At 65.5% G+C, this 14,680-nt stretch carries 14 protein-coding genes and 1 pseudogene; 6 read left to right on the top strand and 9 right to left on the bottom strand.

The genetic code is table 11. The features are described from left to right. Positions 1-22: 22 nt before the first annotated feature. Together ACQCSW_RS03060 and ACQCSW_RS03055 are read left to right on the top strand one after the other, a co-directional pair. Positions 23-424: a universal stress protein gene (locus ACQCSW_RS03060; RefSeq protein WP_426989444.1), complete on the top strand. Its 402-nt coding sequence runs from the start codon at positions 23-25 to the stop codon at positions 422-424. Positions 425-606: 182 nt separating this feature from the next. Beyond that, on the top strand, positions 607-864 hold the full coding sequence (locus ACQCSW_RS03055) for a hypothetical protein (protein ID WP_354249978.1): 258 nt from the start codon (positions 607-609) through the stop codon (positions 862-864). 109 nt (positions 865-973) lie between these two features. On the opposite strand, the gene ACQCSW_RS03050 is transcribed toward ACQCSW_RS03055, so the two are convergent. From ACQCSW_RS03050 to ACQCSW_RS03035, 4 genes are all read right to left on the bottom strand, one after another. Next, on the bottom strand, positions 974-1,210 hold the full coding sequence (locus tag ACQCSW_RS03050; protein WP_111907383.1) for a hypothetical protein: 237 nt from the start codon (positions 1,208-1,210) through the stop codon (positions 974-976). Between the two features lie 161 nt (positions 1,211-1,371). Next, on the bottom strand, positions 1,372-2,964 hold the full coding sequence (hutH, locus tag ACQCSW_RS03045; RefSeq protein ID WP_426989443.1) for a histidine ammonia-lyase: 1,593 nt from the start codon (positions 2,962-2,964) through the stop codon (positions 1,372-1,374). Then, positions 2,961-4,664: a urocanate hydratase gene (gene hutU, locus ACQCSW_RS03040; protein ID WP_426989442.1), complete on the bottom strand. Its 1,704-nt coding sequence runs from the start codon at positions 4,662-4,664 to the stop codon at positions 2,961-2,963. Before hutU ends, hutH begins: the two co-directional genes overlap by 4 nt. Before the next feature lie 262 nt (positions 4,665-4,926). Further along, entirely contained in the window at positions 4,927-5,766 is an 840-nt protein-coding gene (locus tag ACQCSW_RS03035) for an IclR family transcriptional regulator (RefSeq protein WP_426989441.1), read from the bottom strand. A gap of 239 nt (positions 5,767-6,005) precedes the next feature. Between ACQCSW_RS03035 and ACQCSW_RS03030 the strand changes: the two genes are divergently transcribed. Both ACQCSW_RS03030 and ACQCSW_RS03025 read left to right on the top strand, forming a co-directional pair. Beyond that, complete coding sequence (locus ACQCSW_RS03030) at positions 6,006-6,818, top strand: GNAT family N-acetyltransferase (RefSeq protein ID WP_426989440.1); 813 nt, start codon at positions 6,006-6,008, stop codon at positions 6,816-6,818. Positions 6,819-6,846: 28 nt separating this feature from the next. Next, the gene (locus ACQCSW_RS03025; RefSeq protein WP_426989439.1) at positions 6,847-7,761 is read left to right on the top strand and encodes a phosphotransferase family protein; all 915 of its coding nucleotides are present in this window, start codon (positions 6,847-6,849) and stop codon (positions 7,759-7,761) included. Here the strand turns inward: ACQCSW_RS03025 and ACQCSW_RS03020 are convergent. The 4 genes from ACQCSW_RS03020 to ACQCSW_RS03005 all read right to left on the bottom strand — a co-directional run bounded on the left by ACQCSW_RS03020 (position 7,758) and on the right by ACQCSW_RS03005 (position 11,361). Beyond that, complete coding sequence (locus ACQCSW_RS03020) at positions 7,758-9,518, bottom strand: DUF222 domain-containing protein (RefSeq protein ID WP_426989438.1); 1,761 nt, start codon at positions 9,516-9,518, stop codon at positions 7,758-7,760. The genes ACQCSW_RS03025 and ACQCSW_RS03020 overlap by 4 nt on opposite strands. 174 nt (positions 9,519-9,692) lie before the next feature. Then, entirely contained in the window at positions 9,693-10,664 is a 972-nt protein-coding gene (locus ACQCSW_RS03015; protein ID WP_426989437.1) for an NAD(P)-dependent alcohol dehydrogenase, read from the bottom strand. Continuing rightward, positions 10,661-10,894: a helix-turn-helix transcriptional regulator gene (locus ACQCSW_RS03010; protein WP_354249984.1), complete on the bottom strand. Its 234-nt coding sequence runs from the start codon at positions 10,892-10,894 to the stop codon at positions 10,661-10,663. Before ACQCSW_RS03010 ends, ACQCSW_RS03015 begins: the two co-directional genes overlap by 4 nt. Beyond that, positions 10,888-11,361: a hypothetical protein gene (locus tag ACQCSW_RS03005; RefSeq protein WP_426989436.1), complete on the bottom strand. Its 474-nt coding sequence runs from the start codon at positions 11,359-11,361 to the stop codon at positions 10,888-10,890. Before ACQCSW_RS03005 ends, ACQCSW_RS03010 begins: the two co-directional genes overlap by 7 nt. Before the next feature lie 181 nt (positions 11,362-11,542). Here ACQCSW_RS03005 and ACQCSW_RS03000 point away from each other — a divergent pair, with 181 nt between their 5' ends. Beyond that, positions 11,543-13,027, top strand: coding sequence for an amino acid permease (locus tag ACQCSW_RS03000; RefSeq protein WP_426989435.1), 1,485 nt, complete (start codon positions 11,543-11,545; stop codon positions 13,025-13,027). An 8-nt stretch (positions 13,028-13,035) separates the two neighbouring features. Further along, a pseudogene (locus ACQCSW_RS02995) lies at positions 13,036-13,656 on the top strand (LysE family translocator). 84 nt (positions 13,657-13,740) lie between these two features. Here the strand turns inward: ACQCSW_RS02995 and ACQCSW_RS02990 are convergent. Further along, positions 13,741-14,604: an SDR family oxidoreductase gene (locus ACQCSW_RS02990; RefSeq protein ID WP_426989434.1), complete on the bottom strand. Its 864-nt coding sequence runs from the start codon at positions 14,602-14,604 to the stop codon at positions 13,741-13,743. Positions 14,605-14,680 lie beyond the last annotated feature (76 nt).

Raw genomic sequence — 14,680 nt, 5'->3', positions numbered from 1 at the left:
CTTACAGAAAAGAGGTACAACCATGACGATCGTGGTGGGATATGTCCCTACACCCGAGGGCGAAGCAGCGCTTACGCAGGCCATTGCCGAGGTCCGGAAGAGCAACACCACGCTGCTGGTGATTAACTCCTCCAAGGGCGATGCCCTGGTGGACAACAGATACGCCCAGGAGCCGGAGATCCAGAGCATCGAAGACCGCCTGGCCACGCAGGGCATTGACCACGTGATCAAGCAGCCGGTCCGTGGCCACGATGCCGCAGCGGAGGTTCTTGACGCCGCGGAGGAGCACAACGCCGAGCTCATCGTGATCGGCCTGCGCCGCCGGACCCCGGTGGGCAAACTGATCATGGGCAGCACGTCGCAGAGGATCCTGCTCGAGGCTGATTGTCCCGTTCTGGCCGTCAAAGCGGGTATGGCGGGCTGATCCGGGCACCACCTTCGATCCGAAGTTTGTTCGCGCGACCCCGCCTTGACGGTGTGGTTCGGCGAACAAGCTTCGGATTTTGGGCGTCTGGGCGCGCGAGATAGCAGTCATCTGACATATGTAGAGCCGTAGCCGGTACAGTGGATCGAGCCCTTTGGCACGAGACACAGAAAGTTCGGCACATGACTACAGCTATATTTGAACGCCCCCTGGCCGCCGTCGCGGCCGTCGAAGCCCCGGCCGCCCTGTCCATCGACCTTCAGTTTTCCACAGCGCACGAGATGCACGAAGGCCTGGACAAGGCTGTTGCCACGCTGATCGAGCCGGCAAAAGACGCGGCCTGCGGCATCCTTGTTACGCGACTGCGCCCGGGACGCTTCACCGTGGCCCTGGACGAGTCGGTCCCCTTCGGTGAAACTTACGAAAGCATTGCGGCCTGAGCTGATTCGGCTTTCGGTCCGGGCTTCGATGCAGTCCGCGATCCACGCAAGAGTCCCCGCCATCCGGTAACGGAGGGCAGGGACTCTTTTGCGTTTTAGTCTTGCGTTCCTAGCTCCTGCGGACTTCTACACCGTCGGATTTAAGGAAAAGTTCCTTCTCTGACGGAGTGGCCGGCACGAGCCACAGCACGTTCCCGCTCTGCGATACTTCTTCCACTTCGCCCGCCGCAATGACGTGCGCGTGTTTGATGATTTCCACCTGGTCCCCAGCTTTGAGCGTTCCCCACTCCGAGATGGTGGCCGAATGGACATTGCGCCTCGACAGGACAGCCCCACGTGCTTTCATTTGAACTTCTACCCCTTTGTATACGTCCTGCGCCACAGCCTCGTTGATGTGACTTTTACTACACCTTCAGTTCTACTACACTTCCCCGCGTCGAATTGTTCGTGTTGCACCATATTTCGACATTGGCAGAATTTCGCGGCAGGACCGAAGAATATTCCCGCTCAGGCGAGAATTCCGACGGCGGATTCGGCGGCTGCACGGACCTTTCCTGAGGCAACCAGCCGGTCGGCCGCCTCCAGTTCCGGCGACAGGAACCGGTCGGTTCCGGGGCCTTCGACGACGGACCGCAGCACCCCGATCACGGCAGCGCCCGCCGGGCCCGGGGTGAGCTCACCGTCGGACAGCTGCGTCCGCATGTCGATGGCACGGGCACTCGTAACGAGCTCAATGGCCAGGACGCGGCGCAGGTTCTCCACGGCCTTGCGCAGCTTTCGGGCCGCGTGCCAGCCCATGGACACGTGGTCCTCCTGCATGGCGGAACTGGGAATGGAATCCACCGACGCCGGGACGGCCAGGCGCTTGTTGTCCGAGACCAGTCCGGCCTGCGTGTACTGCGCGATCATCAGGCCCGAGTCCACGCCCGGATCCGCAGCCAGGAACGCCGGCAGCCCGTGCGAGCGGGCCGGGTCAAGCATGCGGTCCGTCCGGCGCTCGGCGATGGAGCTCAGGTCCGCGACGGCGATGGCCAGGAAGTCCAGGACATAGGCCACCGGTGCGCCGTGGAAGTTGCCGTTCGAGCTGACCCGCCCGTCCGGCAGGACTACCGGGTTGTCGATCGCCGCAGCGAGCTCACGGGATGCCACGAGGGCGGCGTAGTCCACCGTGTCCCGCGCGGCCCCGGCCACCTGGGGGGCGCAGCGCAGCGAGTAGGCGTCCTGGACTTTGGAGTCCCCCACCCGGTGCGACGCCACGATCGGGGAGTTCGACAGCACGCGCAGCATGTTGTCTGCGCTGGCGGCCTGGCCGGGGTGCGGACGCAACGCCGCATGCAGCTCCGGCACGAAGACCTGATCTGTACCGAGCAGCGCCTCGACGCTGAGCGCGGCGGTGATGTCCGCCGTCGTCAGCAGCTGGCGGATGTCTGCGATGGCCATCAGGAGCATGCCCAGCATTCCCTCGGTGCCGTTGACCAGCGCCAGGCCTTCCTTCTCGGCGAGGGTGACCGGTTCGATGCCGTGGCCGGCGAGCAGCTCGGCGACGGGCGCCTCACCCCGCCCGCCGTACGTCACGCCGTCGGGCCCTTCCGCCTGCCCCTCGCCCATCAGCACCAGGGCGCAGTGGGACAGCGGGGCGAGGTCGCCGGAGCAGCCGAGCGAGCCGAACTCGCGGACCACCGGTGTGATGCCGGCGTTGAGCACGTCCACCATGGTCTGCAGGACGACGGGGCGGACGCCGGTGCGGCCGGATGCGAGGGTCTTGGCGCGCAGGAACATGATGCCGCGGACCACCTCGCGTTCCACGGCCGGGCCCATGCCGGCGGCGTGGCTGCGGATGAGGGATTTCTGCAGCTGGGTGCGCAGCTCGTTGGGGATGTGCCGGTTGGCCAGCGCACCGAAGCCGGTGGAGATGCCGTAGGCGGGTGTTTCGCTGTGCGCCAGTTCGTCGATGTGCGCACGGACCTTGGCCACCGCGTCCAGCGCTTCCTGGGCGATGGTCACCTGGGCGTTGTGACGGGCGACGGCGACAACGTCCTCGGGTGTGACGCCGCTGGAGCCGAGGGTGACGGTGAGCGGTGCTTGGGTGGTGATGGTCACTTTGTGATTCCTTCTTGCATCGGGATGCGGACGCCGCGCTCTTTGGCGACGTCGAGGGCGCGGTCGTAGCCGGCGTCGGCGTGGCGGATGACGCCCATGCCGGGGTCGTTGGTGAGGAGTCGTTCGAGTTTCTGGGCGGCGAGGTCGGTGCCGTCGGCGACGGAGACCTGGCCGGCGTGGATGGAGCGGCCGATGCCGACGCCGCCGCCGTGGTGGATGGAGACCCAGGTGGCGCCGGAGGCGGTGTTGAGCAGGGCGTTGAGCAGCGGCCAGTCGGCGATCGCGTCGGAGCCGTCGGCCATGGCTTCGGTTTCGCGGTACGGGGAGGCGACGGAGCCGGAGTCCAGGTGATCGCGGCCGATCACGATGGGCGCCTTGACCTTGCCTTCCTTGACGAGCTGGTTGAACAGCAGGCCGGCCTTGGCGCGGTCGCCGTAGCCGAGCCAGCAGATCCGGGCCGGCAGGCCTTCGAACTCCACTCGTTCCTGTGCCGCGTCGATCCAGCGGTGCAGGTGCTTGTTCTCGGGGAAGAGTTCCTTGATGGCCTTGTCGGTGACGGCGATGTCCTCGGGGTCCCCGGAGAGTGCAACCCAGCGGAACGGGCCGAGGCCCTCGCAGAACAGCGGGCGGATGTAGGCCGGGACGAAGCCGGGGAATTCGAAGGCGCGGGTGTAGCCGCCCGTGCGGGCCTCGTCGCGGATGGAGTTGCCGTAGTCGAAGACCTCGGCGCCGGCGTCCTGGAACTCGACCATGGCCTGGACGTGCTTCGCCATCGAGGCCTGGGCCTTTTTGGTGAAGCCTTCCGGGTCAGCGGCGGCCTCGCTGTGCCATTCCTCGACCGTGATGCCTTCGGGAAGGTAACTCAGCGGATCGTGGGCGGAGGTCTGGTCCGTGACGATGTCGACGGTGAGTTCGCCGGCGTTGTGGCGGCGCAGGATCTCGGGGAAGACCTCGGCGGCGTTGCCGACGTAGCCCACGGACCAGCCGCGGCGCTCTTCCTTGGCCGCCAGGACCTTGGCGATGGCGGCGTCGAGATCCGTTTCCACCTCGTCCAGGTATCGCTTGCCGACGCGGCGGCGCAGGCGGGTCTCGTCGACGTCGACAATCAGGCACGCGCCCTCGTTCAGGGTGACGGCGAGCGGCTGGGCACCGCCCATGCCGCCGCACCCCCCGGTCAGGGTCAGGGTCCCGGCGAGGGTACCGTCCTCGTCCCCGGTCAGTTTCCGGGCGATCGCGGCGAAGGTCTCGAAGGTGCCCTGCAGGATGCCCTGGGTGCCGATGTAGATCCAGGACCCGGCGGTCATCTGCCCGTACATCATCAGGCCCTCGGCCTCCAGCCGGCGGAATTCGGGCCAGTTGGCCCAGTCGCCCACGAGGTTCGAGTTGGCCAGCAGCACCCGCGGCGCCCATTCGTTGGTGCGGAAGACGCCGACCGGTTTGCCGGACTGGACCAGGAGGGTCTCGTCGTTTTCCAAGGTTTCCAAGGTGCGGGTGATGGCGTCGAACGCAGCCCAAGACCGGACGGCACGGCCGGTGCCGCCGTAGACCACCAGGTCATCGGGGCGTTCGGCCACCTCGGGGTCCAGGTTGTTCATCAGCATCCGCAGCGGGGCTTCGGTCTGCCAGGACTTGGCGGTGAGCTCAGTGCCGCGGGCTGCTTTGACCGGGCGGGCACCGGTAGTGAAATCGGCGGGTGCCATGAGGGCTCCTTCTCGTGTGGGTGTGTGTCGTGTTGGTGCGTGGGGAAGTGGTTCTATATCAACTAAAGCCGTTCCGGGCTGGGCCGGACAGGGCTTTCGGAGGGGTGGTGTCCGGGATTCCAGACCCGCCCCGCTCCTGTTGGATTCTGCTCAATCATTCGATTGGCTTATGGCGCGGGCCGCGATTTTCCGGACAGGCTGCAGCACAGGGCAGGAATGATTGAGCAGAATCCGACGACCACTGAGCCGTCGGCGGGCAGCGCTACTTGGCAGGGCGGCCGTGGATGCGCACCGACAGCTCGTCCGCTACTCTCTGGACCCGCGCGGCGAGCGCCGGCCATTGGTCCGCCGGCAATTTGTCCTCGAGGAACGTGACGGCGACTGCCGCCGTCGGCCATCCCACGTGGTCCGTGACAGCGGCGGCGATCGAGCCGAAGCCGGGCGTCACCTCGCCGTGTTCGGTGGCGTAGCCGCGCTGCCTGACCCGGTCCAGGTGCGAGGACAGCGCGGAGTACTTCATGATGGCGCCCTCCACCTCATGCCGGGCGGTAAACGCCTCGGCATTCGGGTAAAGCGCGCGGACCTGCGACTTCGGCAATGCCGCGAGAATGGCGCGGCCGCTGGCGGTGAGGTGGCTGGGGAGCCGGACGCCGACGTCGGTCACCAGGGACGGGCGGTTCTTGGCCCGTTCCTCCACGATGTACAGCACGTCGCGCCCATGAAGCACCGCGAGGTGCGCGCTCTCGCCGATCACGTCCACCAGCGATGCCAGCAGCGGCCGCCCCAGGCGGGACAGCGGTTCCTGCCGCGAATACGCCGAGCTCAGCTCGAAGGCACTGATCCCCAGCCCGTAGCGCTGCTCCTCGTGCAGGTGGAGGACAAATCCGTTCTCCTCCATCACCCCGAGCAGGTGGTAAACGCTTGAGCGCGGCAATCCCAAGGACGTGGCAATGCTCGACGCCGCCATCGGCCCCCGCTTCGAGGCCAGCAGCTTGAGGATACGAAGGGTGTTCTCGGCAGCGGGGACTTTGGACGCCGCCCTTAATTCACTGCCGGCCTCAGGCCTGGCTTCCGTGCTCGACACCACTGTGTCCTCCGTCATTTCTCGCGGGGCTTCCGGCCATGTCCGGGATCCCGTACTTAACCTTGCGCCCATGGCAGGTCCGTTCACCGCCATCCAAACACAGCATGTGTCCGGAATACCAGACTATGGCGTTCGGACCCGGTCCTGGTCCTGGTCCTGGTCCCGGTCCCGGTCCCGGTCCCGGTCCCGAGATGTTAGCCCCAGGTTTCCCTCCCGGTCCGCTCGGGTCCGGCGGCGCTGGTCGTAGGCTGAAGCGTATGGCCTCAACCACGGATATCCTTGCCGCGTATGATTCCCAGCTCCGCCGGCTGGTTCCACCAACGATTCCGACAGGCCACGACTATCAGCTGTTGGGCCCTCTACTACGCGTGACCGGACAGCGGCGGGGCTTCATCGAGCCGGCTCATGACCTCGGCGTGGAGGGCGGGATGCTCGACAGGCTGATCGTCGAGCAGCGTGACTACTTTGCCGGCCGCGGGGAAGCCGTCGAATGGAAGACCAGGGCACATGATCTCCCGAATGATCTGGAGTCCCGCCTTGGCGCAGCGGGCTTCGTGCCGGAAGACCGCGAGACCGTTCTGGTGGGTGAGACGGCTGCGATGGCGGGTGACCCGGCGGTACCGGAAGGAATCCAGGTGCGGCTGGCCAGCGAACGCCCCGACCTGGAGCGCATCGCGGCGATGAAGTCTGAAGTGTGGGCCGCCGACTACAGCTGGGTGGCCGCTGATCTGCAGCACCGACTGGCCTCCGACCCGGAAAACCTGGTGGTCTTCATAGCCGAGGCCTCAGGCGTTGTGGTGTCGGCGGCCTGGCTGGAGATCAATCCGGGTACGGACTTCGCTGGTTTGTGGGGCGGCTCGACATTGCCGGCATGGCGCGGGCGGGGGATCTACAAGGCCTTGGTGTCGGCGCGGGCTCAGCTGGCGGCTGCCCGTGGCGTGAAGTATCTGCAGGTGGATGCCTCCGCTGACAGCGAGCCGATCCTGCGACGATTGGGATTCAGGGCAATCACCACCACCACGCCGTTTGTGTGGACTCCTCCCGGAATCGGCAATTCCCATGCAACCTGAGTGGAGCCCCAGGATCGGCTGGGCTGAGATGCCAGACCATGTGCAGGCCGGCGTCGAACGGATTCTCGGCTCCCCCGTGGTTGAGGCGAAGGGCCAGCAGGGAGGATTCTCTCCTGGAACCGCGGACCGGGTCCTCACCGCCGCTGGCCAGCGCGCCTTCGTCAAGGCCGTCAGCCCGCAACAAAACGAGCACTCACCCGGAATCCACCGGAAGGAGGCAGCCGTTGCGGCCGCCCTGCCCGCCGGAATGCCGGTGCCGTCATTGATCGGAACCTACGACGACGGCGAATGGGTCGCCCTGGTGCTCAGCGATGTGGAAGGCAGGCATCCCCACATTCCGTGGCGCGCCGTCGAAGTTCGCCTTGTCCTCGATGCCCTGCTGCAGATTGCCCGGCAGCCGCTCCCGCCGGAACTCAGCCGGTTGCCCACTCTTGAATCTGAGTTCGCGGATCCGTTTCGAGGGTGGACCCGCATCCGGCGCAATCCGCCGGATGACTGCGATCCCTGGATCCTCCAGAACCTCGACAGACTAGAGCGCCTAGCGGAGCAGGGACTACGGGATGTGGCGGGCGCATCGCTGGCTCACACGGACGTCCGCGCTGACAACATCATCATCACCGCCACGAACGGGGCCGTTCTGGTGGACTGGCCGTGGGCTGCCGTCGGCGCAGCGTGGGTGGATGCCGTCACGGTCCTCGTGAACGTTCGCGTCTTCGATCACGCTTTCGATGTGGATGCGATGCTGGCTTCCCACGACGTCTTCACGACTCCCAACGCGACCAACGTCAACGGATTCCTGTCAGGCCTGGCCGCATACTTCATCGATGCTGCCCGGCAACCACCACCGCCCGGCCTTCCCACAGTCAGGGCTTTCCAGCAGCAGGGAGAAGCTGTCATTCATTGGCTGCGGGACAGACTGTCCTCCTCGGGTTCTGCGTTCTAGGACTGACGCTCCTGACTCCGCGCAGCCCGGAACAATGGGCCGCGCACTGCGCCACAGGCGAGGCTGCTGCGCTGGCAGCCTTTGAGAGGTCCCAGGAAGAAGCAGCCCGCGACGGGCTTTACTAAAGGTATTTGCGACACGTTTGCGGTCTCGGACGTCAAAAACAGCGCCCACTCCGGGAACGGGTCCTCGGGCAGGGGATCGTCTCGCAGCCGGTCTTCGGGCGGCTGGTCGTCCGGCGGGCATTCATCGTGATCAGGGTCTGGTTCTTCGATCGGCCACTGCAGCCCGACCCACTCCGGCAAGGGAAATACCGGGAGTAGTTCTTCGGGCATGGCTGGGCTTGGATCGTCTTGTCGTAACTGGTCCACTATCTGGTGTGGCCAGTGGGGTGGTTCCCAGTCGGGGTGTTCGCTGGCGTAGTGCCGTCCGGTGGGTGATATCCAGCCGGGTGGTTCATTCTTGGTGGCGCCGGTTGGTGTCCAGCCTGTCGTGTGGCGGAGCCTGTGGTGCTTGGGGCAGGGCTGGCCGAGATTGCTGATCCCGGTGGATCCTCCGCGCGCCCAGGCGAGGATGTGGTCTGCTTCGTTGTCCAGGGAGTGGTTGCCGCAGCCGGGGAACGGGCATTTGCCGTCGCGCAGTCTAAGCCATTGGCGTTGGGCTTTTGTGAGCCGGTAGCTGGCTCGCCCGATTTCCAGCGGAGCCCCGTCGCGGGGATCTGTCAGGACGCGGTGGAAGGAGTCCGCACCGTCGGCCATCAGTCGCCGGGCCATGGACGGCGGGATAGGCCCGTATCCGTCGAGGGTGGCCGGTTCATCTGTGACACCCAGCAGCGAGAGGACCGGAACCGTGATGAGGACCTGCGCCCGCGGTGACGGAACACCGCCATTCCCATCCACATCCCCGGCCGCATCACCGGTTCCGGCGCCGGCGAGGTTGTTGGTCAGGAGCCAGTTCGCGACGGTGTCGGCGCGGATCTGGCTGAGAGTCCGGTCCTCATGCGGTCCCTGCAACGCTCGGGCGGCGGCGGTGGTGCGGTCCCAGATCCCGGCCGCTTGATCGGCGGGGAGGTAGGCGGAGAGCCAAGCCATGCCATCGCGGTCAGGGGCATACTCCACCCGCCGATCCTGGACACCACGTGCGTGGCGTTTTTCGATGCTGAACGGATGATGCCGCTCCCGCCACGTCCGGGCCTTGTGCCGGAACCGCCCAGGCACGAGCTCACCCGCCGGGCACCCCCGCGCCGGATTCGCGACGTCCGGATCCAGGAAATGCGCCTCGAGCCCCGCAGCGGCCGGCCTGTCCAGGTTCACGGTTTCATCGACCATGATCCTCGCGTGCTGCCACGAAATCGTCCCCGCCTGCAGCGCCGATAACGTCAACGGCAGGGCCGTGGTGAGTTCGTGGGCCTCCGCTAGCAGGGCACCCGCGGCGCGTTCGCTGACCGTCAGCACGCAGGCGACCTCCGCGATCACAGCCATCTCCTGACCGGTGTGGTCCTGCGGCGACTCGGCCGGGCCCGCCAGGGCCTCGGCAGAGGCGGCATACACGGCGGCCGCGTGAACCTTCAGGGCCGCCATCTTCGCCTCCCCGCGGCCGACCTCAGCCAGAGTTTGCAAGGCAATATCGGCCCTCCGATGCAACGGATCAGGATCCCCGGAATCCGGCGATTCGGCAGCGCCACGCAACACCAGAGCCAGCTCAGCGAAGGACGCCGAAAGGGCCTCCGCCGTCGCCACAGCTCCTCTGCTATCCATACCCAAAGCATCCCCTGAGGGTCTGACAATAACGGCCTGGACGAATGCCTATGTGCATAACTCCGTTGGCATCATTTCCATGGCGCCAGAGCTGAGGGGTTCAGGTATCCCTCCGAGCGAAAGAGGGCGCCGCTTAGCTGTCCCTTCGTACCAAGTGTGGGAGGTTGAAGAGCGTCAGATGCTGACAACTACTTTGCCGCGGGACCGGCCCTCGTGCATGTATTCAACGGCGGCCGGCGCCTCAGCGAGCGCGTAGACCTTATCAACAGCAGGCTTCACGCTGCCGGCTTCAATGAGCGCTGTCAAAGCCTCGAGATCGCGGTAATTCTCCGTCGAGACTAGCCCTTTGAACTTCTGGCCGGAGAACAACGATACGAAGGGCGCGCCGAGGGACCGCTCAAACCCGCCGGTCAATTTCCCGCCGCCTTCGCCCCCAACGATCACCACCGTCCCCCGCGGCGCCAGCGCACGCCGCAGGACGGAGAGCGGCCTGTTGCCGGCGGCATCCAGGATGACGTCGTAAAGCAGCCCGGCACGGGCAAAATCGTCCAGGGTGTAATCGATGACGTGATCAACGCCGAGGGACCGGACCAGCTCCACTTTTCCGGTGCTGCAGACTCCGGTGACCACTGCCCCGAATGCCTTGGCCACCTGCACCGCAAAGGACCCCACTCCCCCGCCTGCGCCGATGATCAGCACCTTCTGGCCAGTACCGACCTGTCCGGCGTCGCGGACAGCCTGCAACGCGGTAACAGCAGAAATGGGCGCGACCGCGGCCTCCTCAAACGTAAGGGTTGCGGGCTTCGCGGCCACGAGATTCTCCTTGGCGCAGACCAATTCCGCGAAGGACCCCTCACACGTGCCGAACACTTCATCACCAGGCTGGAAGCGCGTCACGCCAGCCCCTACCGCCTCCACGACGCCGGCAACCTCGCGTCCGCGGACCGGCACCTTGGGCTTCTTCAGCCCGAAGCCGAAGAGCCGGATCAGGTAGGGCCGCCCGGTCATGAGGTGCCACACGCCCTGGTCGACGCCGGCCGCGCGGACCCGGATGAGCACCTCGCCGCTCCCCGGCGCGGGCTGCGGAATGTCCCGTAACTGGAGCACGTCGGCATTCCCGTAAACGTCCTGCACGATAGCCTTCATGATGCGTCTCCTTCGTGGTTGGGGTAATGGAACACGTCCTCGAGCGACACGCTCAACACATGGGCGACCTGGAACGCCATCTCCAGGGACGGCGAGTACCGGCCCTGCTCGATGGCAATGACGGTCTGGCGGGTGACACCCACACGCTCGGCAAGTTCGGCCTGGGTCATCTCGCCACGTTCGAACCGCAGGCGCCGGATGGAGTTGGTCACAAGGGTCGGCTTCACCACGGCTGGAACCCCCTGCGGTAAGCGACAGTCTTGGCCACGGAGCCCAGGATCGCGGATAGCACAAACGTCAGGTAGATGACGTTCGCGATCCAGAAGTGGTCCACCTCGGCCATCGCCAGGAGCAGCGCCGCGACGCCCCCGATGACCACAAACGACTGTCCGATGTACTCCCCGAAACGGGAGATCTCCCTGTCTCGCTGGTCCTTCTTGCCGGCGTCCCTGGGCGAGGAGATGCCGATCACAGCGTGCAGGGCGATGGACACACCAATGGAAGCTCCGATGGTCCACAGCAGTGGACCGACGTACGGAACCTCGGCAAGCGGCATCGTGCCGGCCAGGCCCAAGACGATGGCCAGGTACGCCCCATAAGAGGCCAATGCCACCACCCCCATGATCCAGGCGCTCTTCTCTTCGAAGGACATTTCCGCTCCTGCCATTTCCCAACAGATGTAAAACAAAGCTGACATGTCAAAAGTAAAGAAAACCAGACATGATGTCAAGAGTGTTGGACTCCGCCAGAAAGGAAAGGCCACACGCAGCCCCCAGTCTGAGATGGAAGACACCAACCGCCCGTGAGTCTCAGCACCTCGAGCGCGAAAGTGGTCTGCTGATTGGCGATCCCCCTCCCAATGACGAGAAGGTATTTCTATGCAGCAAGCACCAAGCACCGCCACGCAAGACGCAAGCCCAGCCGAAAAGCTCACGCCTGGATCCGGCGTCGCACACGTCCTGAACCGGGGACTGAACGTCCGCCATATCCGCTTTATGGCCCTGGGTTCGGCGATCGGCACCGGCCTGTTCTACGGCTCGGCCTCCGCCATCCAGAAGGCGGGCCCGGCGGTCCTGCTCGCCTACATCATCGGCGGAGCGGCCGTGTTCATGGTGATGCGGGCGCTCGGTGAGATGGCCGTCCGCCACCCCGTGTCGGGCTCTTTCGGCCAGTACGCCAGCCGCTACCTCGGTCCGCTGGCAGGTTTCGTGACCGGCTGGACGTATGTCTTTGAGATGGCAATTGTGGCCATCGCGGACGTCACGGCGTTCAGCATCTACATGGGCTTCTGGTTTCCGCAGGTGGACCGCTGGATCTGGATCTTGGCCATCATCTGCTTCCTGGCCGCACTGAACCTGCTCAGCGTTAAGGTCTTCGGCGAGCTGGAATTCTGGTTCTCGCTAATCAAGGTGGTGGCAATCATCGCCATGATCGTCGGCGGCGCCGCCATCATTGCCTTCGGTTTCCAGGCGGGCGGCTCCACCGTGGCACCGGGGCTCGGCAACCTCGTGGAGCACGGCGGGGTGTTCCCCAACGGCTTCGAGGGGCTTCTGGCCTCGTTCGCCGTCGTGATGTTCGCCTTCGGCGGGATCGAGACGCTCGGCATCACCGCCGGCGAGGCCGCGGACCCCAAGAAGGTCATCCCCAAGGCCGTGAACACGGTGCCGGTCCGCGTCCTGCTGTTCTACGTCCTGACCCTCGGCGTGCTGATGAGCCTCTTCCCCTGGAACGAAATCGGGACCAACGGCAGCCCGTTCGTCCAGATCTTCAGCGGCCTGGGCATCCCGGCCGCACCGCACATCCTCAACGCCGTGGTGATCACCGCCGCACTCTCCGCCATCAACAGCGACATCTTCGGCGCCGGCCGCATCCTGTTCGGGCTGTCCGGCCAAGGCCACGCGCCAGCAGTTTTCGGCAAGGTCTCGCGCCATGGCGTGCCGTGGATGACGGTAGTGATGATGGCCGGCATCCTCCTGGTGGGCGTGATTCTGAACGCGGTCATTCCCGAGGACGTCTTTATCCTGATCGCCTCGATTGCCACGTTTGCCACCGTCTGGGTGTGGGTCATGATCCTGGCTTCCCATGTCGCGATGAAGCGGGAGATCGCACGGAAGAGCCTGCCGGCGTCGGAATTCCCGTCCCCGTGGTGGCCGGCGGCCTCCATCCTGACCATCGCGTTTATGGCACTGGTCATCGCCGTCCTGGGCGCCTTCGAGGACACCCGCGTGGCGCTCTACGTGGGAGCGGTGTGGCTTGGGCTGCTGGTCCTCGCCTACCGGCTGTGGGTCAGAGGTAACGGACGACGCCGGGCCGAACTTGTGGACGAAACCTCACCACTGCCGGTGGTCACCCGCCGGAGCTAAGATCAGGCATTGTTCCGCTCTCAAACCTGCTGCATTTTGCGCTGGCATCCATGGTGCTGATCGCTGTGCCCGGACCCAGCATGCTGTTCGTGATCCGCCGTTCCCTGGCCCTTGGCTGGAAGGGCGGCGTCCTGACCGTACTGGGCAACTGGTGCAGGTGGCTGCAGTCGCGTTCGGCGTGGGCATTATCGTGGCGCAGTCCGTGGTTCTCTTCAGCGTGGTGAAGCTGGCCGGGGCTGCCTACCTGGTCTATCTGGGTATCAAAGCCATCCGGAACCGGCGGCACAACTCATTCGCGGATCGTCAGCCAATGGCCTCTTCGCCGCGACGGCTGGTGGCGGAAGGTTGGTGGTGGGTATCACCAACCCCAAGTCAGTGGTGTTCTTCGTAGCGGTAGTGCCGCAGTTTGTGGACTACCCGTCCGGGGCCATTCCGTTCCAGCTGGCGCTGCTGGGGCGGTGTTCCTGATGATCGCCATAGCTTCAGATAGCCTCTGGGCCATCACCGCAGGTTCAGCCCGCCAATGGTTCGCCCGGTCGCCCCGCCGGGTTTCAGCGGTGGAGGCAACAGGCGGGGCCTTGATGATCGGCCTCGGCGGAACGTTGGCCCTGACCGGCAGCAAGTCCTAGTTGCCCTGCCCTGAAGGCAGGGCAACTAGGACCCAGTGCCCACGGTGTCCGTCAGAGCCATGTGGCTCAGAAGGCGTGCAGGCTTCAGACCGCGGCGACGGCCGAACGGACGGCGACCGGCATTGGCGTCGTGGGCCGGCCGATCAGTTCGCGGAGGTCCGAGCCGCTGACCAGGAGGTCACCACGGGCAATGCCGAGGTCCGAGTCCGCCAGGATGTCGGCGAAGAGCTCCGGCACGCCGAATCCGGCAAGGAGTCCGGCGTAGTCGCTGGCCGGAAGATCCTGGTACACCACGGGCTTGTTGGCCGCGGTGCTGATTTCCTGGGCCAGCTCGGTGAGCGTGAAGGCGTGGTCTCCGCCCAGCTCGTAAACCTTGCCTGCCTGATTCTCGGCAACAAGCACGGCTGCGGCGGCCTCGGCGTAATCCACGCGGGACGCAGCACTGACCTTGCCTTCACCGGCGCTGCCGGCAAGCGCGCCCTGGGCCAGGGTGCCCTGCAGCTGGTCGGTGTAGTTTTCGAGGTACCAGCCGTTGCGGAGGATGGTGAACGGGACGCCGGAATCCTTCAGGATGGCCTCCGTTGCCTGGTGTTCGGCGGCCAGCTTCATACCGGTGGTGTCAGCGTTGGCGACACTTGTGTAGGCCAGGAGCTCCACCCCTTCGGCCTTGGCTGCCTCAATCACCGTACGGTGCTGGTCCACGCGCTGGCCAACCTCGCTGCCGGAAATCAGGAGGACCTTGCTGGCGCCTTGCAGTGCCAGCGCCACCGAGGCGGGGTCCGCATAGTCCATCGGCTTGACCTGGACGCCGCGCGCTGCGAAGTCGGCAAGCTTTTCAATGGACCGGCCGGCGGCCACTATCTCTGCTGCCGGAACGTTGCGCCGCAGGAGGGCCTCGACGACGTGACGGCCAAGCTGTCCGGTTGCTCCAGTGATGACGATGCTCATGGGTTGGTTCCTTTCACCATTTTTTAGGGGGTTACCCTCCACAACCAGCCATCCCGCCGATTACTTCCTGAAAGAC

The sequence above is a fragment of the Pseudarthrobacter sp. Y6 genome (assembly GCF_050156205.1).
GTDB lineage: Bacteria > Actinomycetota > Actinomycetes > Actinomycetales > Micrococcaceae > Arthrobacter.
The sequence above is the reverse complement of the archived record's forward strand: the minus strand, read 5'-3'. Positions and strand labels throughout refer to the sequence as shown.